At 75.4% G+C, this 25,501-nt stretch carries 20 protein-coding genes, 2 tRNA genes and 1 pseudogene; 22 read left to right on the top strand and 1 reads right to left on the bottom strand.

Translation table 11 applies throughout. The annotated features are described in order from the left end of the window. Positions 1–262 precede the first annotated feature (262 nt). The 5 genes from proB to GTY84_RS04010 all read left to right on the top strand — a co-directional run bounded on the left by proB (position 263) and on the right by GTY84_RS04010 (position 5,292). Positions 263–1,387 (top strand): glutamate 5-kinase, encoded by a 1,125-nt coding sequence (gene proB, locus GTY84_RS04030; RefSeq protein WP_161224688.1) that lies wholly within the window; start codon positions 263–265, stop codon positions 1,385–1,387. Between the two features lie 241 nt (positions 1,388–1,628). Further along, entirely contained in the window at positions 1,629–2,126 is a 498-nt protein-coding gene (locus GTY84_RS04025) for a hypothetical protein (RefSeq protein WP_161224687.1), read from the top strand. 95 nt (positions 2,127–2,221) lie between these two features. Beyond that, entirely contained in the window at positions 2,222–3,508 is a 1,287-nt protein-coding gene (locus tag GTY84_RS04020) for a glutamate-5-semialdehyde dehydrogenase (protein ID WP_161224686.1), read from the top strand. Positions 3,509–3,585: 77 nt separating this feature from the next. Continuing rightward, a complete protein-coding gene (locus GTY84_RS04015) occupies positions 3,586–4,152 on the top strand; it encodes a hypothetical protein (RefSeq protein WP_161224685.1) in 567 nt (188 codons plus the stop codon). An 84-nt stretch (positions 4,153–4,236) separates the two neighbouring features. Next, on the top strand, positions 4,237–5,292 hold the full coding sequence (locus GTY84_RS04010) for a hypothetical protein (RefSeq protein WP_161224684.1): 1,056 nt from the start codon (positions 4,237–4,239) through the stop codon (positions 5,290–5,292). A 257-nt stretch (positions 5,293–5,549) separates the two neighbouring features. Here the strand turns inward: GTY84_RS04010 and GTY84_RS04005 are convergent. Further along, positions 5,550–6,780: pseudogene (locus GTY84_RS04005) on the bottom strand (M48 family metallopeptidase). 189 nt (positions 6,781–6,969) lie between these two features. Between GTY84_RS04005 and GTY84_RS32845 the strand changes: the two are divergent. The 17 genes from GTY84_RS32845 to GTY84_RS03930 all read left to right on the top strand — a co-directional run bounded on the left by GTY84_RS32845 (position 6,970) and on the right by GTY84_RS03930 (position 25,482). Beyond that, the gene (locus tag GTY84_RS32845) at positions 6,970–7,125 is read left to right on the top strand and encodes a hypothetical protein (RefSeq protein ID WP_202549126.1); all 156 of its coding nucleotides are present in this window, start codon (positions 6,970–6,972) and stop codon (positions 7,123–7,125) included. A gap of 120 nt (positions 7,126–7,245) precedes the next feature. Further along, positions 7,246–7,413, top strand: coding sequence for a hypothetical protein (locus GTY84_RS32840; protein WP_202549125.1), 168 nt, complete (start codon positions 7,246–7,248; stop codon positions 7,411–7,413). 65 nt (positions 7,414–7,478) lie between these two features. Then, entirely contained in the window at positions 7,479–8,195 is a 717-nt protein-coding gene (nadD, locus tag GTY84_RS04000) for a nicotinate-nucleotide adenylyltransferase (RefSeq protein WP_161224683.1), read from the top strand. Positions 8,196–8,211: 16 nt separating this feature from the next. Continuing rightward, positions 8,212–10,269: an LCP family protein gene (locus GTY84_RS03995; protein WP_161224682.1), complete on the top strand. Its 2,058-nt coding sequence runs from the start codon at positions 8,212–8,214 to the stop codon at positions 10,267–10,269. A 184-nt stretch (positions 10,270–10,453) separates the two neighbouring features. Continuing rightward, complete coding sequence (gene rsfS, locus GTY84_RS03990; protein WP_161224681.1) at positions 10,454–10,897, top strand: ribosome silencing factor; 444 nt, start codon at positions 10,454–10,456, stop codon at positions 10,895–10,897. Then, entirely contained in the window at positions 10,894–11,568 is a 675-nt protein-coding gene (locus GTY84_RS03985) for a histidine phosphatase family protein (RefSeq protein ID WP_161224680.1), read from the top strand. Before rsfS ends, GTY84_RS03985 begins: the two co-directional genes overlap by 4 nt. 336 nt (positions 11,569–11,904) lie before the next feature. Then, positions 11,905–11,977, top strand: a tRNA-Ala gene (locus tag GTY84_RS03980). A gap of 197 nt (positions 11,978–12,174) precedes the next feature. Next, on the top strand, positions 12,175–12,339 hold the full coding sequence (locus GTY84_RS03975) for a hypothetical protein (protein WP_161224679.1): 165 nt from the start codon (positions 12,175–12,177) through the stop codon (positions 12,337–12,339). 3 nt (positions 12,340–12,342) lie between these two features. Further along, on the top strand, positions 12,343–12,576 hold the full coding sequence (locus GTY84_RS03970) for a hypothetical protein (RefSeq protein ID WP_003976229.1): 234 nt from the start codon (positions 12,343–12,345) through the stop codon (positions 12,574–12,576). Between the two features lie 266 nt (positions 12,577–12,842). Beyond that, positions 12,843–12,915 (top strand) — tRNA-Ala (locus GTY84_RS03965). Between the two features lie 345 nt (positions 12,916–13,260). Then, complete coding sequence (gene leuS, locus GTY84_RS03960) at positions 13,261–16,146, top strand: leucine--tRNA ligase (protein ID WP_161224678.1); 2,886 nt, start codon at positions 13,261–13,263, stop codon at positions 16,144–16,146. A gap of 342 nt (positions 16,147–16,488) precedes the next feature. After that, positions 16,489–17,208, top strand: coding sequence for a hypothetical protein (locus GTY84_RS03955; protein ID WP_161224677.1), 720 nt, complete (start codon positions 16,489–16,491; stop codon positions 17,206–17,208). 72 nt (positions 17,209–17,280) lie between these two features. Then, positions 17,281–18,126 (top strand): DegV family protein, encoded by an 846-nt coding sequence (locus GTY84_RS03950; RefSeq protein ID WP_161224676.1) that lies wholly within the window; start codon positions 17,281–17,283, stop codon positions 18,124–18,126. 1,430 nt (positions 18,127–19,556) lie between these two features. Next, positions 19,557–20,525: a ComEA family DNA-binding protein gene (locus tag GTY84_RS03945; RefSeq protein WP_345943333.1), complete on the top strand. Its 969-nt coding sequence runs from the start codon at positions 19,557–19,559 to the stop codon at positions 20,523–20,525. A 629-nt stretch (positions 20,526–21,154) separates the two neighbouring features. Next, positions 21,155–23,668 carry a ComEC/Rec2 family competence protein gene (locus GTY84_RS03940; protein ID WP_161224675.1) on the top strand — a complete coding sequence of 838 codons (2,514 nt, stop codon included), beginning with the start codon at positions 21,155–21,157 and terminating at the stop codon, positions 23,666–23,668. 4 nt (positions 23,669–23,672) lie between these two features. After that, complete coding sequence (locus GTY84_RS03935; protein ID WP_161224674.1) at positions 23,673–24,500, top strand: arylamine N-acetyltransferase; 828 nt, start codon at positions 23,673–23,675, stop codon at positions 24,498–24,500. Between the two features lie 100 nt (positions 24,501–24,600). Continuing rightward, the gene (locus tag GTY84_RS03930) at positions 24,601–25,482 is read left to right on the top strand and encodes a YceI family protein (protein ID WP_161224700.1); all 882 of its coding nucleotides are present in this window, start codon (positions 24,601–24,603) and stop codon (positions 25,480–25,482) included. Positions 25,483–25,501 lie beyond the last annotated feature (19 nt).

Genomic DNA, 25,501 nt, shown 5'->3' with positions numbered 1-25,501 from the left:
TGCGGGTGCGGGTGCGGGTGCGGGTGCGGTGCGCGTCGTGCGCCCGGTGTGCGCTGTTCCGGCGCTCCTCCGGTCGCCCTCGCCCGTCCGTCCAGCCCGTCCGTCCCGGGCTCGTCCCGTCCGTCCGGGACCCTTGCGGCACCGGGTCCCGGGGGGTCGCGTCCGGGCTGCGGACGGGCACGCGGGGCGGCGCGGGTTTCGCGTAGATTACCGGCGAGCGACCGGACCGGCCGCGGGGCGACGGGAGAGGACGGGCGGCACTGTGGCAGGGGCGAGGGAGACCGTGGGAGAGGCCCGCAGGGTCGTGGTGAAGGTCGGCTCCTCCTCGCTGACCACCGCGTCCGGCGGACTGGACGCCGACCGGGTCGACGCGCTCGTCGACGTGCTGGCCAAGGCGCGCGGCGGGGACCGGGAGGTCGTCCTCGTCTCCTCCGGCGCCATCGCCGCCGGGCTGGCCCCGCTGGGGCTGCGCCGCCGCCCCCGCGACCTGGCCCGCCAGCAGGCCGCCGCCAGCGTCGGCCAGGGCCTCCTGGTCGCCCGCTACACCGCCTCCTTCGCCCGCTACGGCGTCCGGGTCGGCCAGGTCCTGCTGACCACCGACGACATGAGCCGCCGCTCCCAGCACCGCAACGCCTCGCGCACCCTGGACAAGCTGCTGGCGATGGGCGCCTTCCCGGTCGTCAACGAGAACGACACCGTCGCCACCGACGAGATCCGCTTCGGCGACAACGACCGGCTCGCCGCCCTCGTCGCCCACCTCGTCCACGCCGACCTGCTGGTGCTGCTCTCCGACGTCGACGGCGTCTACGACGGCGACCCCTCCCGCCCCGGGACCTCGCGGATCGCGGAGGTGCGCGGCCCCGCCGACCTCGCGGACGTCGAGATCGGCAGCGCGGGCCGGGCCGGGGTGGGCACCGGCGGCATGGTCACCAAGGTCGAGGCGGCCCGGATCGCCGCCGCCGCCGGCATCCCGGTCGTGCTCACCAGCGCGGTGCACGCGGCCGACGCCCTGACCGGCGGCGACACCGGCACCTACTTCCACCCCACCGGCCGCCGCTCCGCCGACCGGCTGCTCTGGCTCCAGCACGCCTCCGCCCCGCAGGGCGCCCTCGTCCTGGACGACGGGGCCGTGCGGGCGGTCGTGGAGGGCCGCAAGTCGCTGCTGCCGGCCGGGATCGCGGGCGTCGAGGGCGACTTCGGCGCGGGCGACCCGGTGGAGCTGAGGGACACCGCCGGGCGCGCGGTGGCCCGCGGCATGGTCAACTTCGACGCCCGGGAGATCCCCCGGCTGATCGGCCGCTCCACCCGCGAACTGGCGCGCGAACTGGGACCCGCGTACGAACGCGAGGTCGTACACAGGGACGATCTGGTGATCCTGCACCCGTAATGGGCCGAATCGTCCCCGAATCGGTGGTGGACGTTCCGCAAAACCGCCCCGGGATCTTCCGGGGCCTGCTCAACTTTCCTCACAGTGACGGGGCCCGGCCGACCACCGGGCCGACGTGTGGGTGAAGGAGGCCGTCGTGAGCGGAGCGCGCCCAGGGCCGGCGTCCCGCGGGGGACCCGGCCACCGCGGCGGCACGGGCTCCCGGGCCGGGGGCGGCCCCGGCGGCCGCACCGGTTCCCCGGTGAGCGGGCGTGCCGGGGGCGGACCGGGAGGCCGCGGCGGAAGCGGCGGGGGACGGGGCGGCGGGGGCCGCGGCGGGTCCCGCCAGCCCGGCGAGGAGCGGACCCTGACCAGCGTCGCCGCCGGCGACCGGTTCCGGGGCGAGGAGCCCGCGCACACCCCGCGCCTCTGGCACGTCACCCTCAGCGTCAGCGGCGCCCGCGCCCCGCTCACCGAGGTCCGGCGCGCCCTGGAGCAGCTCGCCCACGACCACCCCTTCCTGCTCACCAGCCGCTACGCCGACGACCACGCCGAGATCCGCTACTGGGAGGAGGCCCGGGACCTGCACGACGCCGCGGCCGTCGCCCTGCGCCTCTGGGGCGAGCATCGGCAGACCGCGGGGCTGCCGCCCTGGGAGATCGTCGGCCTGGAGGTCATCGACCGGGCCACCTACCACCAGCGCATCGCCGCCGGATACGGGCCCGCCCCGGCCACCCCCGTCGGCGTCCACCCCTTCTGACCGGTTCCGCCCCCGCCCGGGGACCCGGCTGCGGCCATGTCTCGGGGTGTGGAACGGGAGCGGGACCCCGGGCCCGGCGCACTACCCTTTCCCCCATGACCACGCTCTCGCCGTACGACTCGATGTCCCCGGTCACCCGGGCCGCCTACCGGGCCAAGGCCGCCGCGGCCGACCTCGCGCCGCTGCCGCGGGCCGCGAAGGACGACGCGCTGCTCGCCGTCGCCGACGCGCTGGAGGTCCGTACGAGCGAGATCGTCGAGGCCAACGCCCAGGACGTGGCCGCGGCCCGGGCCGGGGGCACCCCCGAGGCCATGATCGACCGGCTGGTCCTGACCCCGGAGCGGCTCCGCGCCGTCGCCGCCGACGTCCGCGACGTCGTCGCGCTGCCCGACCCGGTCGGCGAGGTCGTCCGCGGCTCCACCCTGCCCAACGGCATCGACCTGCGGCAGGTCAGGGTCCCGCTCGGGGTGGTCGGCATCATCTACGAGGGCCGGCCCAACGTGACCGCCGACGCCGCCGCCCTCTGCCTGAAGTCCGGGAACGCGGCGCTGCTGCGCGGCTCCTCCTCGGCGTACCGCTCCAACACCGCCCTCGTCCGGGTGATCCGCGACGCCATCGGCGGGGCCGGGCTGCCCGCCGACGCCGTACAGCTCGTGCCGGGCGAGAGCCGGGAGAGCGTGCGCGAGCTGATGCGCGCCCGCGGCCTGGTAGACGTGCTCATCCCGCGCGGCGGCGCCTCGCTGATCAACACCGTCGTCCAGGAGTCCACCGTCCCCGTCATCGAGACCGGCACCGGCAACTGCCACGTCTACGTCGACGCGCAGGCCGACCTCGACACGGCCGTCGACATCCTCGTCAACTCCAAGGCCCAGCGGCCCAGCGTCTGCAACGCCGCCGAGACCCTTCTCGTCCACCAGGACATCGCCGCCGCGTTCCTGCCGCGCGCCCTGGACGCCCTCGCGGACGCCGGGGTCACCGTGCACGCCGACGAGCGGGTGGCGGCGTACGCCCGGGGCTCCCGGGCCACCGTCGTCCCGGCCACTCCCGAGGACTGGGAGACCGAGTACCTCTCCTACGACATCGCCGCCGCGGTGGTGGACTCGCTGGACCGGGCGGTCGAGCACATCCGGCTGTGGACCTCCGGCCACACCGAGGCCATCGTCACCACCTCGCAGCAGGCCGCCCGTCGATTCACCCAGCTGGTCGACTCCACCACCGTCGCCGTGAACGCCTCCACCCGCTTCACCGACGGGGGCCAGTTCGGCTTCGGCGCCGAGATCGGCATCTCCACCCAGAAGCTGCACGCCCGGGGCCCCATGGGCCTGCCGGAGCTCACCAGCACCAAGTACATCGTCACCGGCGACGGACACGTGCGGGGCTGACCGGACGGGGCCTTAGCCGCCGGGCGGATTTCCCCCATCGCCTGTCCGAAGCGACCCCCCGGGTCTACTCTGGATCCGTGCCGGAGGACGTGGGGGGTTCGCCGTTTCCCGACGGCTGGAATCCCGACGACGACCACGACCGCGGAGGGTCGGACGAAGAGTTCGCCTCCGTGGTCTTCGACGAGGACTTCGTACGCGCCGCCACCGTCCGCGAGCCGAGCGCCGTCGAGCGCCTGCTGGCCGCCGCGGAGGCGCGGGCCGAGGCCGCCGAGGCGGAGGCCGCCCACCGGGGCCACGCCCGGGGCGAGCGCTACGACGACGGCTACGACCCCTTCGGACCCGACTCCGACCTCCCGGACCCCGACGACGACGTCGACCCCCTCGACCGGCCCTACGGCGCCCCCGCGACCTACGGCCCCGTGCGCTGGCACCGGCCCGTCGCCTGGCTGCTCGCCCTCCTGATGGGCATCGGCATGGTCGCCCTGGCCTTCGTCGCCGTCTACCGCGGCGCCGCCGCGGGCGGTGCCCCCGGCCGGGCCCCGGCCCCCGCCTCCACCGGCCCGGAGCAGGGCGGCGCCCTCGGCCCGTCCGGCGCCGCCGACCGCGTCCCCTCCGCCGTGCCGGCGCTGCCGGGCGGCCCCTGACCTGCCCGGCCGCGTCCGCGGCGCCGGACGAAGTCCCCCGCACCGGCGCGTTTACCGGGGCCCGCCGAAACCTACCCTGAAGGTATGGGAGGGCATGGTGACCCGCCGGAGGGCACTCCTCCGGGCGGAGAGGACGAATACCGATCCGTCGTCTTCGACGAGTCGTTCATCCGCGCTGCCCGGCTCCAGGAGTTCTCCGCCCGCGAGCGCCTGGGCGACCACACGCCCGCCGTTCGCCGCCGCCCCCCGCTGCACCGGGGCCTGCCCCGGCAGGCCATCGCCCTCGTCGTTCTGATCGCCCTCGCCTTCGGCACCGCGGTCTACCTCGGCGTGCGGCACTCCATCCAGGAGCCGGGCGGGGGAGCGGCCGACCGCCCGGCGCGCACCACCGTCGTCCCGCTCGCGCCCCAGGACCGGGTCCCCGGCGCGGACGACGCCGCCGAGCTGTACGCGCACAGCCCCGCCGCCCGGCTGAGCGCCGGGGCCGCGGGCATCCCGCTGCCGGACACGCGGCCCACCGCGCACTTCTCGGACGAGCAGGTGCGGGACGCCCTGATCACCGCCAAGGACTACATCGTCCGCTCCTCGCTCGACCCGGCCGTGCTCGCCGGACGCGACGTCCGCCCGGTGCGGACGCTGCTCGACAGCCGCCAGTTCGCCCAGTTCGACGAGGGACTCGCCCATCCCGCCGCGGACGGGCGGCACGCGCCCACCGGATGGCTGGTGCGCTTCGACCCGTCCCGGGCGGTGCTGGCCGACGACGAGATCCGGGTGCGGGGCGTGCTGCGCGCCCGGGAGAGCGACTCCTCCACCCTGGAGGTCACCGCCGACCACGTCTTCGTCTACGCGCTGCGGGCACCCGGCGACCCCCACGCCCGGGTCTCGCTGTTCACCGTGCGGCGCGAGCTGCGCCTCCACTTCGACCGGGAGAACCTGCGGCTGCACCGCACGCGGCTGGTCAGCGCCCAGGTCCAGGCGGGGCCGCTGTCCTGCGGGGAGGACGCCGCGAGCCGGCTGCGCCCGCTGCTCGCCGGGCAGAGCGCGGGGCCCGCGGCGCCCGCCGTCACCGATCCGTACAGCACCTCCGGGGCCACGGTCCTGTGCGGGACGCTGGCGCGGGAGGCCCAGCCCAGGGTGTGAGCGGGGGCCGGGCGGGGCGGTGGCCCCCGCGGGGGCGGGGCCACGGGCGGCGCCCCCGGGGTCATTCGGTTCGCGCCGGGGCGCCCGCTTCACCGCCGGTGGGGCTTCACCGCCGGTGGGGCAGGGGAGCGGGGTGCGGGCCGTCCGTCGGCCGCGTCCCGGGCCGCCCCGGCATCCGGCGCCGCCCGTCGCGCGACCGCCGGGACGGGTACGCGGAATTGCCGGTGGACCCGGCGCGGGGCGCCACCGGCGGACGCTCAGTCCCTGCCGCCGGGGGAGACGTCGCCGGGACCGCCGGGCCCATCGGTGTCCCCGGGACCACCGGTGCCGCCCGCGCTCCCCGCACCACCGGGCCCGTCGGGGCCGGCCGTGCCGTCCGGGCCCGCCCCCGTGCCCGGACCGGAGCCGCCCGGTGCCGCCGGGCCGTCGCCGGACTTCCCGGACCGGGCCGAGGTGAAGCCGCCGAAGCCGCGGCGGACCCGGTCGCCGAGGTCCCCGGCCCCGCCCGCGATGTCGTTGACCAGCTTCATCAGCGGGTCCTTGGAGCCGCGCACGTGCGCGGCGTAGCCGGCCGCCGACTCGCGGAAGGAGTCCCGGACCGAGGCGTCCCCGTCCTCCTCGCGGCGCGGGTAGTGGCCCTCCATGATCCGCTGGAAGTCCCGGGAGGACTCCCACTTCTTCAGCTCGGCCGCGCGCACCGTGGTGAACGGGTGCGAGCGGGGCAGCACGTTCAGGATCTTCAGCACGGAGTCGCGCAGATCGCCCCCGGCCTCGTACTCCTTGGCCTGCTCCAGGAACGCGTCCACGTTCATCTCGTGCAGGTGGTTGCCGCCCGCGATCTTCATCAGGCCCCGCATCGAGGCGTGCAGGTCCTGGCCGACCAGGAGCCCGGCGCGGTCGGCGGACAGCTCCGACTTGCGGAACCACTCGCGCAGCGCCGTCACGATCCCCATGATCGCGAGGTTGCCCAGCGGGATCCACGCGACCCGGACCGCGAGGGAGGTCAGGAACAGCAGGATGGTGCGGTAGACGGCGTGCCCGGAGAGCGCGTGCCCGACCTCGTGGCCGATGACCGCGCGCATCTCCTCCTCGTCCAGCAGCTCGACCAGCCCCGTGGTGACGACGATGATCGGTTCGTCCAGGCCGACGCACATCGCGTTCGGCACCGGGTCCTGGTTCACGTACATCGGCGGGACCTTCTCCAGGTCCAGGATGTAGCAGGCGTCCCGCAGCATGTCGTTGAGGTGTGCGAACTGCCGGTCGGAGACCCGCACCGAGTCGGACAGGAACAGCAGCCGCAGGCTCCGCTCGGGCAGCAGGCCGCTCAGCGCCTTGAAGACCGTGTCGAACCCGCTGAGCCTGCGCAAGCGCGACGAGGGCGCTGCGGTCCGCGGGGTGCTCGTAGGCCCGCGAGGAGATCCCGGGGTAGCGCCTGCGCTGCCTGCCCGGAGTCCTCTCCCGCCCGGTGTGCTGCTGGCCGTCGGACATGTCTTCCCCCATGTGCGTCTGTGTGACCGTGTGGCGGCCGGCTGACGGCCGGTGTGGACGGCGCGGCGCCCCGGACCCTCCGGGGTCGGGCCCCCGCGGGCCCCCTCCCGGGTCCGCCGTGCCCCCGGGGCCTGGTCCAGCCTAGGCGGCGCTACCGTGGACGGGCAGCACAGCGAAGGAGTACACGCCATGGAGCACTTCCCCCACGCCCTCCGGCTCGCCGAGGCCGCCGCCGAGCACGAGGGGGCGGGCAACCTCCTGCGGACACTGCTGATCGTGATGGTGGTGGGCTCCGCGCTGACCGCGTGGTTCCTGCTGCGGGGCTACAGGCAGAAGGACGACTGAGGCGCTCCGGAGGTTCCCCGGACCGGCCCAACGGCGGAGTCGGCGTGATCGTCCGTGGACAGCCCGCATACGATGAGCCGACGTCCTTATCCCGCCCACACCTGATAGGTCCTGCCGAAGATGAGCTTCCACAGCACCGCTGTCCAGTTGGTCACCGTCGCGTCCGAGGGGGGCGAGGGTCACGGCGGCAACCACGACAGCCTCAACCCCCTCGCCGTCGGCCTGAGCGCGTTCATCATCCTGATGCTCCTGTTGTGGATCACGACCCGTTTCAACCGCGACCGCTGAACCCACCGCGTTCCGGGGGATCTGGCGGACGGGGGGTCCTGGCCGGGCCGGTAGGGTCTGCACGCATGGGAGAGCAGGACATGCCTACCGGCCCGGCGCACGGCACGGCGAGAGGCGAGCGGGACCGCACGCCGACCGGCCGCGCCCTCGGCCCGCACCCGGTGACGGGCCCGGCGGGCACGACGGCGGTGCCCGGCAGGCGCAGGCTCGGCGTCATGGGCGGCACCTTCGACCCGATCCACCACGGGCACCTGGTGGCGGCCAGTGAGGTCGCCGCGCAGTTCCGGCTGGACGAGGTGGTGTTCGTCCCCACCGGCCAGCCCTGGCAGAAGAGCCACCGCACGGTCTCCGCGGCGGAGGACCGCTATCTGATGACGGTCGTCGCCACCGTCGAGAACCCGCAGTTCTCGGTGAGCCGCATCGACATCGACCGCGGCGGCCCCACCTACACCGTGGACACCCTGCGCGACCTGCGCGCCCTCAACCCCGAGTCCGAACTCTTCTTCATCACCGGTGCCGACGCCCTGGCCCAGATCCTCACCTGGCGCGACAGCGAGGAGCTCTTCTCCCTCGCGCACTTCATCGGCGTCACCCGGCCGGGACACCATCTGACGGACGCCGGACTGCCCAAGGGCGGGGTCTCGCTCGTCGAGGTGCCGGCCCTGGCCATCTCCTCCACCGACTGCCGGGCCAGGGTCGCCAAGGGCGACCCCGTCTGGTACCTGGTGCCGGACGGCGTCGTGCGCTACATCGACAAGCGACAGCTCTACCGCGGCGAGTGAACCGAGAGGGCCACCGGTGAACGACCGATACGACGCGGGACACGACGACGGCACCGCCACCCCGTACGACATCGTTGGCTACGACGAGTACGGCCGCCCGGTGTACGGCCGGACCGAACCCCAGCAGCCGTCCCCCGACCGCTTCCCGGCCCAGGGCGCGCACCGGCAGCCGTACGACCCCTACGGGCAGGGCACCCCGTACGACGACCGGGGCGGGCACGCCGCGCAGGGCGGGCATGTCGCCCAGGGCGGCGGCCACGGGGACGGGCAGGGGCAGGGGCAGGGGCAGGGGCAGGGCTACGGCTACGGCTACGGCTACGACCCCTATGCCGCCGGGCAGCAGCAGCCCGCCCCCTACGACCCCTACGGCACCCAGGGCGGCTACGGCGCGGGCGTCCAGCAGCCCGCCCAGGACCCCTACGGCACCTACGGGACGTACGACGGCTACGGCGGCACCGCCGCCCCGCAGCAGCCGGACGGCGACACCGCCGTTCCGCAGCAGCCGTACGACCCCTACGGGCAGCTGACGCCGGACGGCACCCGGCCCCATGAGGCCGGGCAGGACCGCGGCATCCCGCCCCGGACGGGATCCGGCGGACGATCCGCCCACGCCGCGCCGACCGACGGCTTCGACGGCCGGGGCGGACCGGGCGGTGAGCAAGGCCCGGACGGAGCCGGGGGCCCCGGCTCCGACGGCCGCGGCACCCACGGGGGCGCGGCCGACGGCCACGGCGGAGCGGCCGGGGACCCGTCGGCCGGGGACCCCGGCTCTCCCGCCCCGGACGACTACCGCACCGAGCAGTTCGCCTTCGTCGAGGAGCCCGCCGGCGACTCCCAGGACGTCATCGACTGGCTCAAGTTCACCGAGAACCGCACCGAGCGCCGCGAGGAGGCCCGCCGACGGGCCCGCCGCCGGATCCTCGTGCTGACCGTCGTCCTGGCCCTGGTCGTGGCCGGCGGCGTCGGGGCCCTCTGGTACACCGGGAAGCTGCCCGGGACGTCCTCGTCCGGCTCCGGAAGCGGGGCCCCGGTGGCGGCCGGCGCCCAGAAGCGCGACGTGATCGCCGTCCACCTGCACGACACCAAGCGGGGCTCCACCTCCACCGCGCTGCTGGTCAACAACACCACCACCCGGCGCGGCACCGCCGTGCTGCTGCCCAACTCCCTGGCCCTGACCGGCGACGACGGCAGCACCACCACGCTCGCCGACTCGGTGGACGAGGCCGGTCCCGACGCCACCCGGACCGCGCTGGACTCGGTCCTCGGCACCGAGATCGAGGGCACCTGGCGGCTGGACACCCCCTTCCTGCAGATCCTCGTCGACCTCGTCGGCGGCATCGAGGTCGACACCGACGCCGACGTGCCCGACCCCGACGCCGGGAAGAAGGGCGCCGCGCCCCTGGTGCACCGGGGCGCCAAGCAGAGCCTGAGCGGGAAGATGGCCGTCGCCTACGCCACCCACCGGGGCGGGGGGGAGTCCGCCGACGCCCAGTTGCAGCGGTTCGGGCAGGTCCTGAACGGCGTGCTGCGCAAGCTCTCCTCCGACCCGGAGGCCGCCACCGTCACCGTGCAGACCCTCGGCCAGGTCCTCGACCCCCCGCTGACCGAGAAGGACCTCGGCACCTTCCTCGCCGGGCTCTCCGACCTCGCCAAGGGCGGTGACTTCGGCACCGCGCTGCTGCCCGTCGGCGAGGGCGGCGCGCTCGGCGCCGAGGCGGCCGACGGCATCGTCAAGGACGTCCTGGGCGGCACCGCCAAGAGCCCCGACGAGGACGCCCCCGTCAGCGTCCGCGTCCGCAACGCCACCGGCGTCGAGGACCGCACCGGCAAGGCCCGCGTCACCCTGGTCAACGGCGGCTTCACGGTCGTGCAGGGCGGCAGCGCGGGGACCCCCGCGGCCGCCTCCGAGGTGGTCTACGCGGAGCCCGGTGACAAGGAGGACGCCGTCCAGGTCGCCCAGACCCTCGGCCTTCCCGTCTCCGCGGTCCGCCAGGGCGAGGTCGGGTCCAACGCGGACGTCGCCGTCACCCTCGGCCAGGACTACCGCCCGGCGGAGCAGGGGGACAGCTCTTAGGGCCTCTCGTTCGGATCATGCCGGGCTCGCGGGGTCCGGCCCGATCCAAACGAAAGAACCCGGGGGACCGGAGCCCCGTCCGGCGGGCGGGGCCGCCGGCGGCGGTCGTGGTCCGGCGGGCAAGGCGCCGTCGGCGGTCGTGCGATCCTTGGGATTCACACGACCGCCGACGGAAAGCCACGCAGTGACCGCGACCGACCGCTCTCTGGAACTCATCACCACCGCCGCGCAGGCGGCGGCCGACAAGCTCGCGCACGACATCATCGCCTACGACGTCAGCGACGTGCTGTCGATCACGGACGCCTTCCTGCTGGCCTCCGCCCCCAACGACCGCCAGGTCAAGTCGATCGTCGACGAGATCGAGGAGCGGCTCAGCAAGGAACTCGGCGCCAAGCCGGTGCGCCGCGAGGGAGACCGCGAGGCCCGCTGGATCCTCCTCGACTACGTCGACATCGTCGTCCACGTCCAGCACAGCGAGGAGCGGGTCTTCTACGCCCTGGAGCGGCTGTGGAAGGACTGCCCCGAACTGGAGCTGCCCGAGGACGCGCGGGCGACCCGCGGCAGGGCCGAGGAGCACGCCAAGCGGCAGGCCGAGGAGGAGGCGGCGGAGCCCGGGGACGACTGGTGACCGGCGCGGCGGGCGGGGCGGCGCCGGGCACCAGGGGCCGGGGCCGCCGCATCGTCCTCTGGCGGCACGGCCAGACCGACTGGAACCTGGAGCACCGCTTCCAGGGCTCCACCGACATCGGGCTGAACGCGACCGGTGCGGCCCAGGCCCGGCGCGCCGCCCGACTGCTGGCCGCCCTGTGCCCCGACGCCATCGTTGCCTCCGACCTGCGGCGGGCCGCCGACACGGCCGCCCACCTGGCCGCGCTCACCGGCCTGGAGACCGTCCACGAGAAGGATCTGCGGGAGACCTACGCCGGTGTCTGGCAGGGGCTCACCCACGACGAGATCATCGCCCGGCACGGCGAGGAGTACGCGGCGTGGAAGCGCGGCGAGCCGGTCCGCCGGGGCGGCGGCGAGCTGGAGACGGAGGTCGCCGACCGCGCCGCCCCCGTGGTGCTCCGGCACGCCGAGCGGCTCCCGGAGGACGGCACGCTCGTCGTGGTCAGCCACGGCGGCGCCATCCGCACCACCATCGGCCGCCTCCTCGGCCTGGAACCGCGGAGCTGGGAGGGCCTGGGCGGCCTGATCAACTGCTGCTGGTCCGTGCTGGGCGAGGGCGCCCGGGGCTGGCGGCTGCTGGAGCACAACGCCGGCACCCTGCCGGAACCGGTCCTCGGCGACGACGACTGAGGTCCCGGCGGGGCCGGTCCCTCGGGGCTGGGTCCTCCGGGTCCGGGCCGTCCGGGTCCAGGTCGGCGCGGACGCGGGTGCGGTGCGGGGAGCGGGGTGCGAGGCGGGCGCCGCCGGGCGCGGGAAGCGGTCCGCGCCGGGCACGCCAGGGTCCGCTCACGGGTCCGTCCACCGGCCTGCCCGGGGCCCGCCGCCCGTCCTCCGCCCGCCCGTCGCGGGGCCGGGAGAGGCCCCGGACCCCGGATTTCACTTTCCGGCAGGTCGCAGGCTAAAGTTCTTCTTGTTCGCCCCGCGGAGCGGAGCGGAGGACCACACGGCCCGGCCGGGTGGTGACAAGGGGCTATAGCTCAGTTGGTAGAGCGCCTGCATGGCATGCAGGAGGTCAGGAGTTCAATTCTCCTTAGCTCCACAGTTCACGGACGAATCCCGTCCCCCTCGGGGGGCGGGTTTTTTCGTGCCCCCAGGCGTGAGCCGCCCCGGTCACTGGGCATACGTTCCACCAGGTCCGTGTCCGGACCGGTACCGAAGCGTCGCTGACCGTGTCGGCCCGGTCATGGCAGAATCAAACGGCCGGAAGGGGACGCGGCCCGACGGGAGGGAGTGGCGATGTCTGCGAGCATCCTCGGGGAGGTCGGTCACCTCACCGACGGAGCGGTGACACCGCGCACCACCAGCCTTCCCCTTCCCGGTTCCGCCCGGGCGGCGCGGGTTCCCGCCGGTCCCGTCGGCGGCTGCCGCGCGAGCGCGGCCCTCGGCCACCGCCGGGGCTGAGCCATGGGTGCACACAGGCGGAAGTGCGACTGGTGCGGCAGCGGCACGCCGATCGTCCGCGACATGGAACCGGTCAATCCGGACTACCAGTACTGGTGCGAGGAGTGCGCGCGGGCGCTGATCATAAAGGGCGACCCGATCGAGACGTACCGCGAGCTGGAGGGCGAGCCGATCTACGGCCGGCTCCTGGAGGAGCACTGCACCCTCAAGCGCTTCTACTCCTTCGTGACGGCCTGAGCGCCTTCGTGACGGGCCGAGCACCCGGTGGCCCGGGCGGCGGCCGAGGGGGCCGGGGCCGGCCGGGGGCCGATGGCCGGCTGGAGGGCCGGGGCGGTGCCGGGTCCGGTGGCCGCCCGTCCGGAGGCCCGCCCGCCGGTGCGGCGGGACGCGTCCGGGCCGCATCCCGCACCGTATCCGGGCAGAACGGAAACGATTTGGTGTTGGACCCCGGTGACCGTGTAATGTTGGCGTCGCCGCCGGGGAAACCGGGCGGACAAAAGCAAGGGGCTATAGCTCAGTTGGTAGAGCGCCTGCATGGCATGCAGGAGGTCAGGAGTTCAATTCTCCTTAGCTCCACAGAAAACCCCCCGGATCGGTGGCCATCAATGATCCGGGGGGTTTGCCGTTCCCCTCTTTCCCCGCCACCCCTTCCGCCTCCCGCGCCCGCCCATTCCCCGGCCCCTTCGTCCCGGTGGCGGTCACGCAGGGTGAGGCCGCTCGTCGCGGCGCTCTCGACGACTGCGGTACCCTGACGCCATGCGTGCCGTACGCCTTCTGCTTAGCGAGCCGCGCTGATCAGTCCCGACCCCGGCCGAAGCCCGGTGGCCGGAATCGGCGCGGCGTCCCCTCCTGTGCGAGGGGATTTTTCATTTCTGGAAGTCGCGGCCGACGGCAGAGACGATCGATGGAGCTTTGAGGATCATGAGCGAGACGAACCCCGCGGCGACCGCCCCCGTGGCGGCCGACACCGCGCCGCACCGCTACACGGCCGCCCTGGCCGCCGAGATCGAGGCACGCTGGCAGGACTTCTGGGACGCCGAGGGCACCTACGCCGCGCCGAACCCCAAGGGCGACCTGGCGGGCGACCCGGAGCTGGTCGCCCGGCCCAAGAAGTTCATCATGGACATGTTCCCGTACCCCTCGGGCGCGGGCCTGCACGTCGGCCACCCGCTGGGCTACATCGCCACCGACGTCTCCGCCCGCTTCCAGCGGATGACCGGCCACAACGTCCTGCACACCCTGGGCTTCGACGCGTTCGGCCTGCCCGCCGAGCAGTACGCCGTGCAGACCGGCACCCACCCCCGCGTCTCCACCGAGTCCAACATCGGCAACATGCGCGCCCAACTGCGCCGCCTGGGCCTGGGCCACGACCAGCGCCGGTCGTTCGCCACCATCGACCCGGAGTACTACCGCTGGACCCAGTGGATCTTCCTGCGGATGTTCAACTCCTGGTACGACGAGGAGGCGCGCCGGGCCCGCCCCATCGACGAACTGGTCGCGCAGTTCGCCTCCGGCGAGCGCGCCCTGCCCGGCGGCGGCTCCTGGGACGGGCTGACCGGGGCCGAACGCGCCGAGGTCCTGGGCGGACACCGTCTGGCCTACGCCTCCGACGCCCCCGTCAACTGGTGCCCCGGCCTGGGCACCGTGCTGGCCAACGAGGAGGTCACCGCCGACGGACGCTCCGAGCGCGGCAACTTCCCCGTCTTCAAGTCCAAGCTGCGCCAGTGGAACATGCGGATCACGGCCTACGCCGACCGTCTGCTGACCGACCTGGACGAGCTGGACTGGCCCGAGGCCATCAAGCTGCAGCAGCGCAACTGGATCGGCCGCTCCGAGGGCGCCCGCGTCGACTTCCCCCTGGACGGCGAGCGCGTCAGCGTCTTCACCACCCGCCCGGACACCCTGTTCGGCGCGACGTACATGGTGCTGGCGCCCGAGCACCCGCTGGTCGAGAAGTTCACCGGGGACACCTGGCCGGAGGGCACCCGGGAGGAGTGGACCGGCGGCCACGCCACCCCGGCCGAGGCCGTCGCCGCGTACCGCGCGCAGGCCGCCGCCAAGTCCGACGTCGAGCGCCAGGCCGAGGCCAAGGACAAGACGGGCGTCTTCATCGGCGCCCACGCCACCAACCCGGCCACCGGCGAGCCCGTCCCGGTCTTCATCGCCGACTACGTCCTGATGGGCTACGGCACCGGCGCCATCATGGCCGTCCCGGCCGGTGACCAGCGCGACTTCGAGTTCGCGCGCGCCTTCGGCCTGCCCGTCCGCTGCATCGTCGAGCCCACCGACGGCCGCGGCACCGACACCGCGACGTGGGAGGACGCCTACGCCGCCCACGACGCGAGGATCATCAACTCCGCCAACGGCGAGATCTCCCTGGACGGCCTGCCCGTCGCCGAGGCCAAGGCCCGTGTCACCGAGTGGCTGGAGCGGACCGGCACCGGCGAGGGCACCATCAACTTCCGGCTGCGCGACTGGCTGTTCAGCCGCCAGCGGTACTGGGGCGAGCCCTTCCCCATCGTCTACGACGAGGACGGCGTCGCCCACGCCCTGCCCGAGTCGATGCTGCCGCTGGAGCTGCCCGAGGTCGAGGACTACTCGCCGCGCACCTTCGACCCGGACGACGCCGACACCCGGCCCGAGACCCCGCTGTCGCGCAACGAGGAATGGGTCCACGTCACCCTGGACCTGGGCGACGGGCGCGGCCCCCGCCGGTACCGCCGCGAGACCAACACCATGCCCAACTGGGCCGGATCCTGCTGGTACGAGCTGCGCTACCTGGACCCGCACAACTCCGAGAAGCTGGTCGACCCGGAGATCGAGCGGTACTGGATGGGCCCGCGCGACGGCATGCCCCATGGCGGCGTCGACCTGTACGTCGGCGGCGCCGAGCACGCCGTGCTGCACCTGCTGTACGCGCGCTTCTGGTCCAAGGTCCTGTTCGACCTGGGGTTCGTCTCGTCGGCCGAGCCCTTCCACCGCCTGTTCAACCAGGGCATGATCCAGGCCTACGTCTACCGCGACGGCCGGGGCATCGCGGTGCCGGCCGCCGAGGTCGAGGAGCGCGACGGCGCCCACTACTACCAGGGCGAGCGGGTCTCCCGGCTGCTGGGCAAGATGGGCAAGTCGCTGAAGAACGCGGTCACCCCGGACGAGATCTGCGCCGAGTACGGGGCGGACACCCTGCGCCTGTACGAGATGGCGATGGGGCCGCTGGACGTCTCCCGGCCGTGGGAGACGCGCGCCGTCGTGGGCCAGTACCGGCTGCTGCAGCGGCTGTGGCGCAACGTCGTCGACGAGGAGAGCGGCGAGGTGACCGTCGTCGACACCGAGCCCGCCGAGGACACCCTGCGCGCGCTGCACAAGGCGGTCGACGGGGTCCGCGGCGATCTGGAGGGCATGCGGTTCAACACCGCCATCGCCAAGATCACCGAGCTGAACAACCACCTGACCAAGACGGGCGGCGCCGTGCCGCGCGCGGTGGCTGAGCCGCTGGTGCTGATGATCGCGCCGCTGGCCCCGCACATCGCGGAGGAGCTGTGGCGCAGGCTGGGCCACACCGACTCGGTGGTGCACCGGGACTTCCCGGTGGCGGACCCGGCGTACGTGACCGATGAGACCGTGACCTGCGTCGTCCAGGTCAAGGGCAAGGTCAAGGCCCGGCTGGAGGTCGACCCGGCCATCTCCGCGGAGGAGCTGGAGAAGGCGGCCCTGGCCGACGAGCGGATCACCGCCGCGCTGGACGGGGCCGGGGTCCGCAAGGTCATCGTGCGGGCGCCGAAGCTGGTGAACATCGTCCCGGCGTGACCGGGAGCGGGGCGGCTCCGGGGACCCGGGCCGCCCCGGCGCGGACGGGGCCCGGTCGCCGGTCGGCCGGGCCCCCGCCGCTGTGCGGGACCGCGGGCGCGTGGTCGCGCGGGTCGCGCGGGTCGTCGTCCGGATGGACCCGGTCCCGGTCCCGGGAGGTGCCGGTGCCGGGGCGCCGGTCCCGGGAGGTGCCGGTTTCGCGCGGGGCGCGGGTGGCGGGAGCGCCTCGGGGTAGTCCCCTACGGGCAGGGTCCGGGTTCCCGGGGCCCCACGGGGCCGGTCGTTGCGGTTACCGTGGAGGAGCGGCGCGGAACGCGGCCGGCCGGTCGGAGGAGGAGCTTCGTGGAAGCAGTGATCACCATCGTCGTCCTGCTCTTCGTGCTCGCGGTGGTGCTGGGCGTCTACGCGACGGTCAAGGCCGTGGGCGCGGCCAAGCGCAGCGCCGACCGCCACATCCACCAGGCGCGCCGCAAGGTCGAGGACCACACCCTGCGGGCCAGGTCCTTCCTCCAGGCGGGCCCCGCGGCCGAGATCGCGGAGCTGCGCCTCTCGCTGCGCACCTCGATGCGCGCCACCCAGGACGCCCTGTACGCGGGCGTCGCCGAGGACCAGTCGCTCAAGGAGTCCCTGGCCCTGTTCGAGCGGCTCAGCGCCCACGGGCACGAACTCGACGACGAGCTGCGCCGACTGGAGGGCGAGCCCGACCGCACCACCCTCGCCGCCCGGCTGCCCGAACTGCGCGAGCGCACCGGGCGGGTGACGGGCTCCGCCGAGTCCCTGCGCTGGGCAGCCCGGGACCGCGCCCGCCGCTTCGCGGACGACGACCTTGACTCGCTGAGCGCGCAGATCGACGTCGAGGCGGGCGCCCTGCGCCACTGGACCGGGGCCGAGCCCCCGCCCGCCGCCCCTGCCTCCCCGCCGCAGGCCGCCCCGGCCTCCGGCACCGCGCCGTCCTGGCCGAAGGCCCCGGCGCAGGAGGACCCGCGCCCCGCCATCACCCCGCCCGCCCCGCGGCCCGTCCCTCCCTGGCAGCGGCGCACCCGTCCGGAGAACACGACCTGATCAGCGGCCCGGGGAGGCCGGGCGCCGGGGCCGGGCTGCCGTGTCGTCACTACGGCAGGTAACCTCCAGCTCATGTCCTGCCATGTCGCGATCGTCACCGATTCCACGGCCTACCTCCCGGCCGAGACGATGGGGCGGCACGGGATCACGGCGGTGCCGCTGACGGTGGTCCTGGGGGACCGCGCCCTGGAGGAGGGCACCGAGATCTCGACCCGCTCGCTCGCCCTGGCCCTGCAGAAGCGGCGCCCGGTCACCACCTCCCGCCCCAGCCCCGAGCTGTTCGCCGAGACCTACCGCAGGATCGCCGAGTCCGGTGCCGAGGGCATCGTCTCCCTCCACCTCTCCGCCGAACTCTCGGGCACCTACGACGCCGCCGTACTCGCCGCGCGCGGGGCGTCCGTCCCGGTGCGGGTGGTGGACACCCGCATGCTCGCGATGGCCCTGGGCTTCTGCGCGCTCGCCGCCGCGGAGACGGCGGAGGAGGGCGGCACCGTGGACGAGGCCGTCGCCGCCGCGGAGAAGCGCGCGGCGGGCACCTCCGCCTACTTCTACGTCGACACCCTCGACTATCTGCGCCGGGGCGGGCGCATCGGCGCGGCGCAGGCCCTGCTCGGCTCCGCGCTGGCCGTGAAGCCGCTGCTGCGGCTGGCCGACGGGCGGGTGGAGCCGCTGGAGAAGGTGCGGACCGCCTCCAAGGCCATCGCCCGGCTGGAGGAGATCGCCGCCGAGCGGGCCGGGAGCGGCCCGGTCGACATCGCCGTCCACCATCTCGCCGCCCCCGAACGGGCGTCGGCCCTGGCCGACCGGCTGCGCGAACGCGTACCGGGACTGGCCGACCTGCATGTCAGCGAGGTCGGCGCGGTGATCGGGGCGCACACGGGGCCGGGGTTGCTGGGGGTGGTGGTGTCGGCGCGGTAGGGCGTCGACCGGCCGGGCGCGGGCGGGACCCCGGCGGCCGTGGAGGGCGCCCGGCGGGTGGGGCGTGGGCGGGGCGCGCGTCCGCGGGGCGCGCCGGAGCGTGCGCGGGGGGTGCGGTGACGCGTCCGCGTCCGCGTCGACGAGGGCGGGGCGCCACGGGTGGTGTGGCGCGGCCTGCGTCGCGTGGCCGGGCGAGGGGTGACGCGCCGGTGGTCCCGACTCGGCGGCTGAGGCTGACCGCTGACCCGTGACGACTGAGCGGGTGGGCGTCGGGTGACGGGGTGTTCGGCGGTGGCCCCCGGGATTCGGCGCGGGGCGACTGGTGGTCAGGTTCAGCCCGGGGCGTGACGGCTCGATCGCACGGACGGGTGAGCCGCCGTCAGCCGTGAGGGGGCTCATCACCTCCGAGGGTGATGGAGTTGTCCACAACCGGGCCGTGATCCACCGGAATCGACCATGATCATCGCGAAGGGGCCGAGCCGTTCCATCCTCGGCCCATGGCACTTCGATCTCCTTCCCGCACGGGGGCCGCGAGCAGCGGTCCGGGCCGGGCATCCGCCTCCGACGGCCGTCTCCGCCACCGGCGCGCACCCCGCGCCCGGCTGCCGGAGAGTGGGGACACTTCACCGCCCGGTGCCCCGCACCGATCCGCAGGGGCGGACGGAATCCGCCGACGGGCGGAGGCCCTCTTCGCTCCACCCCAACGGCTCCCGCAATCGGAGGAGTTCGTCGCAGCGGACGCAACTGCCGGTACCCGGACGCCCCTGCGGGCGGATTCGGTGCCCCACCCCGGACCTCTCCCACGCGCCTGGGGCCATTGGGCGGTGCCGAGCGGCGGGCCCGGTCGTCCCGCCCACCTGACGGGGAGGCAGGGCGGGACCGCGCGGGCGGGGGTGGCTGGGGCGCGGCCGGACGGGGAGCGCGGACCGGTGCCGAGCCCGCCCGCCGGACCAGAGGCGAAAGGAGATGACGACGGCCGGGCGGCCGATACCTGGGACGGGTCGGCCGGTGCCGCCCGGTCGGCGGGGCCGTTGGACGACTGGGAGCCGCAGCCGGAGCCGAGGGCGTTCCCGGCGGACGGGGGCCGGCACGGTGAGGAGGTGACGGCCGGCGCATGGCGCGGAGCCGTTGGCACCTGGGCGGCCGGAGAGGCGGGCCGGGCGGAAGGGCCGGAGCCCTCGGAGGGACGGCAGCCGGACGCCTTCCCCGTTCAGGTCCCTGCCGCTGCCGCTGCCGCTGCCGCTGTTTCGGTTTCTGTTCCCGCCCCGACCCCGGCCCCACTGGCCTCGGAACAGGGCTGGGTACGTGGGCGTAGGCAAGGGGCCGAGTCGTGGGACGGAGTCGATCCGGAGGGCACGGCCGGGAGGCGGCACGGGGCCGGGAGGGGACCGGGCTTCGCCGGGCCGCCTTCGGCAGGTGCCCCTGGGGACGTGTCTCCGGAGAAGTACAGCGCCGAGGAGTTCCGCGCCGAGGAGACCCGCACCAACAGGGGCCGCGTCGAAGGGAATGGCACCGACGCGACCCGCGCCGACCGGATTCGTGCTGAGCACACCCGTGAGGAGAGGCCCGGCGCGGAGGCGTACCGGTCGGAGACGTACCAGGGAGGGGCGGCCCTCCGGCCGGGGAGGTCCGGCGACGGGGAGACCGGTGCCGGGGCAGCCGGTGCCGGAGCGAGCGGTGCCGGAGAGCGCGTCGCCGGGGCGGCCTGGCGGGAGCGGGCCGGGTGGGCGCTGCGGGAGCGGATGCCGGTATGGCTCCAGGCCCGGTGCGGGATGGAACGGCGCGGTGTGGCCGCCCTCGCCGTACTGCTGCTGGTCGCCGCCGCCTTCGCCGTCCAGCACTACCGGGCCGCGCGCCCCCACTCCGTTGCCGCCCCCGAGGTGGTCCGGCAGGCGGCCCTCGATGTCAGGGCCCCGGAGGCGGGACCGGTCCCGGCCGCGCCCGCACCCACGGCGTCGGCGGCGCCCGGGATCGTGGTGGACGTCGGCGGCAAGGTCCGTGAGCCCGGCGTGCACCGGCTGCCGGCCGGGTCCCGCGTCGCGGACGCCCTGCGCGCGGCCGGCGGGGTGCGGCCCGGTACGAGCACCGACGGGCTGAACCGCGCCCGCTTCCTCGTGGACGGTGAGCAGGTGATCGTGGGCGCGACCCAGCCGCCCGATCCGGGCCCGCAGGGGGCGGGCACCGTGCCGGGAGCCCCGGCCCCCGGTGCTCCGGTCTCCCTCGGCACGGCCACCGTCGATCAGCTCGACACACTGCCCGGCGTCGGCCCCGTGCTGGCCCAGCACATCGTCGACTACCGCACCCGGCACGGAGGCTTCCGCTCCGTGGACGAACTCCGGGAGGTCAACGGGATCGGCGAGCGCCGCTTCGCCGATCTGCGCGACCTCGTACGGCCATGAGGCCACCGTTCGCGGCCCCAGGCCCCGATCCCGCCCTCCGCCCCGGCTCCGGCCCCCATGCCCACGGGGGCCACGGAGCCAGCCCCGGTGTCGACCATGGCCGTGGCCTCGGCCTCGCCCCCGGCTTCAGCCCCTGTGCCAGCCATGCCTCCGGCTCCTGTGCCGGCCACGCCCCCGGCTCCGGCCCCGGTCCGGCCCCGGGACCCGCACCCGGCCCTGGTCCTGGATCTGCTCCCGGCTCCGGTCCCGTCCCCGTCCTCCGCCTCGGGACCGGTACCGTCCCCACTCCCCACCGTCGTCCTCAAGCAGGCTTCGACCCCGATCCGCGTCCGGCTTCCGGACCCGTTCCCGGCTGTGCTGCCGGCACGGGGCGCGCTCCTGATAGGGGCGGTGGGGGCGGTGGGAGCGGCGGAGGTTCCGGCGCCCGCCCGGACCGCGGTCCGGGCCGGGGCGGCGGGGCCCCTGGCCCCCGCCAAGCCCCCGGTCCTGGCAGGGGCGGTCGAAGGCCCGGAACCGGTCCCGGCCCCGGTCCCGGCCCCGGTCCCGGCCTCGGCCCCGGCCCCGGCCCTGCCGGGTGTCCCGGCGGCCCCGGCCGTCCCGCCGGAGCCACCGGCGGCCGGCGCGCGTCCGTGCACGCCGCCTCCGGGCACCGGCTCGGCGCCGCCCGGCCCCGGCAGGAGGCACCGGCGGACCTGCGGCTGGTGCCGCCCGCACTCGCGGCCTGGGCGACGGCCGCGGTGACGACGGGGCTGCCGTCCGGATGGGCCGTCGGTCTCGTGACCGGCAGCGCGGTCCTGGCGGGCGCGCTGCTGCTGACGGCGCGTCGGGACCGGGCGCACCGGCGCACCGCGTGGGGGCGGCCGACCCGGGTGGCGGTCGCCGCCGTCCTCCTCTGCGTCGCCGCTGCCGCCGCATCGGCCGCGCTGCACGGCGCCGACCTGCGCCGCGGCCCGCTGCCCGGGCTGGCGCGGCGGGCGGCCACCGTCACCGCGGAGGTGGAGGTCACCGCCGACCCCCGGCTCACCCGGCCCCGGGTGAACGGGGACCGGGCGGTGCCGCCCACCGTCCTCATCGAGGCCGACGTGCGCGAGGTGACCGGCCCCGACGGAGCGGCGGCGGTGACCAGGACACCGGTGCTGCTCCTCGTCGACGTGGGTGCCGTGCGGCCGGGCGCCGCCGCCGGGGAGCCGGTCGCCCCGAGCTGGCTCGGGCTGCTGCCGACGACCCGGCTGCGGGTGACCGCGCGCACGGCGCCGCCGCTGACCCGCGGGGACCGGATCGCCGCCGTGCTGCGGGTGCGGGCCCGGGGAGCGCCGGAGGTGACGGCGGGCCCCTCGGCCCCGCAGCGGTTCGCGGGACGGCTGCGCGCAGGGCTGCGCGAGGCCACCGCCGGTCTGCCCGGTGACGCGCGGGCGCTGCTCCCCGGGCTGGTCGTCGGGGACACCTCGCGGATCACCCCGGAGCTGGACCGGGCGTTCAAGGAGACGGATCTCGCGCACGTCCTGGCCGTGTCCGGCGCGAACTTCACGATTCTGCTGGCCCTGCTGCTGGGCCCGCCCGGTCTCGCCCGGCACAGCGAGCGGCGCGGCCTGGCGCCCCGCGTCGGCCTGCCGCTGCGGGCCACCGCGCTGCTCGGCGGGCTGCTCGCGGTGGGCTTCGTCCTGGTCTGCCGCCCGGACCCGAGCGTGCTGCGGGCCGCGGCCTGCGGTTCCGTCGCGCTGCTCGCCCTCGCCACCGGGCGGCGCCGGTCCCTGATCCCGGCCCTGGCCACGGCGGTCCTGCTGCTGGTGCTGTACGACCCGTGGCTGGCGCGCGCCTACGGCTTCCTGCTCTCCGTGCTCGCCACCGGGGCCCTGCTCACCATCGCCCCGGGATGGAGCGCGGCCCTGCGCCGCCGCCGGGTCCCGCCGAGGCTCGCGGAGGCGCTGGCCGCCACCGCCGCCGCCCAGGCCCTGTGCGCGCCGGTGGTCGCCGTGCTGTCGGCCCGGGTGAGCCTGGTGGGGGTGCCGTGCAACCTGCTCGTGGAGTTCGCGGTGGCGCCGGCCACCGTGCTGGGCTTCGCGGCGCTGGCGGCGGCCCCGCTGGCGATGCCGGTGGCCGAGGCGCTGGCCTGGTGCGCCTCCTGGCCGGCCCGGTGGATCGCCGGGGTGGCCCGCGCCGGGGCGGCGCTGCCCGGGTCGGGGGTGGACTGGCCGGGGGACTGGGGCGGGGCCGCGCTGCTCGCCCTCGTCATCGCGGCCCTGCTGCTGACCGGCCGTCGGCTGCTCCGGCACCCGTGGTGGTGCGTCCTGTGCGCGGTGCTGCTGGTGCTGGCGGTGATGCGGCCGCCGCCCCTGGTCCGGGTCCTCACGGGCTGGCCGCCGCCGGACTGGCGGCTGGTGATGTGCGACGTCGGCCAGGGGGACGCGCTGGTGCTCGCGGCGGGCGGGGGCGCGGGCGTGGTGGTGGACGCCGGTCCCGATCCGGAGCGCGTGGACCGCTGTCTGCGTTCGCTCGGCGTCACCCGCGTCCCGCTCGTCGTCCTCACCCACTTCCACGCCGACCACGTCGCCGGGCTGCCCGGGGTGCTGCGGGGCCGCTCGGTGGCGGCGATCGAGACGACGGCCCTGGAACAGCCGCCGGAGCAGGCGGAGTCCGTCCGCCGGCAGGCGGCGGCGCGGCGCATCCCCGTGCGGCGGGCGGTGTCCGGGGAGCGGCGCCGGGCGGGGTCCCTGGAGTGGCGGGTGCTCTGGCCGGGGCCGGAGCCCCCGGTGCCCGGGGAGGGCCCGAACGACGCCAGTGTCACCCTGCTGGTCCGCACCGGAGGACTGCGCCTGCTGCTCCTGGGCGATCTCGAACCCCCGGCGCAGCGGCGGCTGCTGGGCTCGCCGGGCGCGGCGGGGGCCGTGGGGCGGGTGGACGTGGTGAAGGTGGCGCACCACGGCTCCGCCCACCAGGACGCGGGTCTGATGCGGACTGCCGCCCCGAGGCTGGCGCTGATCAGTTGCGGTGCGCACAACTCCTACGGTCACCCCGCCCCCGGGACCCTGGCCGCCCTGCGCGCACTGGGCGCGGCCGTGCTGCGGACGGACCGTGAGGGCTCTGTGGCGGTCACGGGCACCGCGACCTCCCTGCGGGTGGCGACGGAGCGGGAGGCAGACTGAACCCATGGAAACCGCCCAGGCAGACCTCCTCCTCCGCCGCATCGGTGCCCGGCGTCCGGCCCGCCCCACCGCCGGGGCGCTGCGGGAGCTGCACCTGCGGCACCTGGTGGAGGTGCCCTTCGAGAACCTGTCCGTGCACCTCGGCGAGGAGATCGTGCTGGAGGAGGGGCGGCTGTGGGAGAAGGTGGCGGGCGCCCGGCGCGGCGGGTTCTGTTACGAGCTGAACGGGCTCTTCGGGGCCCTGCTCCGCTCGCTCGGCTACGAGGTCGAGCTGCTCGCCGCGCGGACCTACGGGGACGGCGGCCGGCTCGGCATCCCGTACGACCACATGGCGCTGCGGGTGCGGACGGAGGACGGCGGTGACCTCCTGGCCGACATCGGGTTCGGCGCGCACAGCCACCATCCGCTCGACCTCGGGGAGCGGGGCGACCAGCACGAGCCGGGGGGCGTCTTCCGGGTGACCGGGGCGGGCCCCGCGCCCGGCGGCCGGGACACGGCGGGCGGCTCGGCGGGCCCCGGCGACCTGGACGTGCTGCGCGACGGGACGCCGGTCTACCGGCTGGAGACGACGCCCCGCGCGCTGTCCGACTTCGTGACCGGGGCGTGGTGGCACAGCACCTCGCCGCGGTCGCGGTTCGTGACGTCGCCGGTCTGCTCCCGGCTCACCGAGGACGGCGGGCGGGTCACGCTCCGCGGCCGCAGGCTGGTGGTGACGGCCGCCGACGGGCACCGGGAGGAACGGGACCTGGCGACGGACGAGGAGGTGCTGACGGTGTACCGGGAGAGGTTCGGCATCGTGCTCGACCGAGTGCCGGATGTGTCCGGAGTGTGAGAATTCCCATCTTGTGACCCTGTGTTGGCGGTAAAGCGCCATGGATGTTCGAATGGGCTTTTGGTAACAGTTCTTTCGGGTCACACAGAGGGTGTCGCAGATGATCGGCCGCTGGCTGGGAAACCGAACACGGCGTACGCGACGGACGGGCCCCCTGGCGGCGGTGCGGACACCGCCCAGCGCCGGGGTGCTGAGCTGCCGGGTGCTCGACCCGGTCCACGAGCCGGTGCCGCACGCGGAGTTCTCGGTCACCGACGCCATGGGGCGCAAGGTGGTCGGCGGCGGCACGGACCCGTACGGGTCGTTCGTGGCGACGGTGCCGGCGGGGGAGTACCGGCTCGCGGTGTCCGCCGAGGGCCACACCCCCTACCGGGCGTCCGTGGCGGTGGCCGAGGACTCCCTCGCCCCGCTCGGTGACATCACGCTCCGGGCGGCCCGGCCGCCGGAGCAGCCCGCGCCGGGCGACTGGGAGATCGAGCCCACACACTCCTCGATCGCGTTCACCGCGCGGCACATCGGACTGGCCCGCGTCCACGGGCGGTTCAACTCCTTCGCCGGGGTGGTGCGCATCGCGGACGAGGTGGAGCGCAGCGCGATGCACGTGGTGATCGACGCGGCCTCCATCGACACCAACGTGCGGATGCGGGACGACCATCTGCGCTCGGCCGACTTCCTGGACGTGGAGCGGTTCCCGGTCCTGGAGTTCTACGGCGACCGGCTCGCCCACCGGGGCGGCGGCAAGTGGGGCCTCACCGGCGCCCTGTCGCTGCACGGCGTGACGCGCACCGTCACGCTGGACCTGGAGTACCTCGGGCTGGGCAACGGCGTGGAGGGCGAGGTCCGCGCGGCCTGCCGGGCCACCACCGAACTGCACCGCGACGACTTCACCATGAGCTGGCAGACGATGCTGGCGCGGGGGATCGCGGTGGTCGGGCCGAGCATCCGCGTCGAACTGGACGTGCAGTTGGTGCCCAAGGGCTGACCGGTCCGCAGCGTCCCCG

Source organism: Streptomyces sp. SID8352 (assembly GCF_009862265.1).
Classification (GTDB): Bacteria; Actinomycetota; Actinomycetes; order Streptomycetales; family Streptomycetaceae; genus Streptomyces.
Note: the sequence above shows the minus strand (reverse complement) of the source record. Positions and strands in the feature narration are given on the sequence as shown.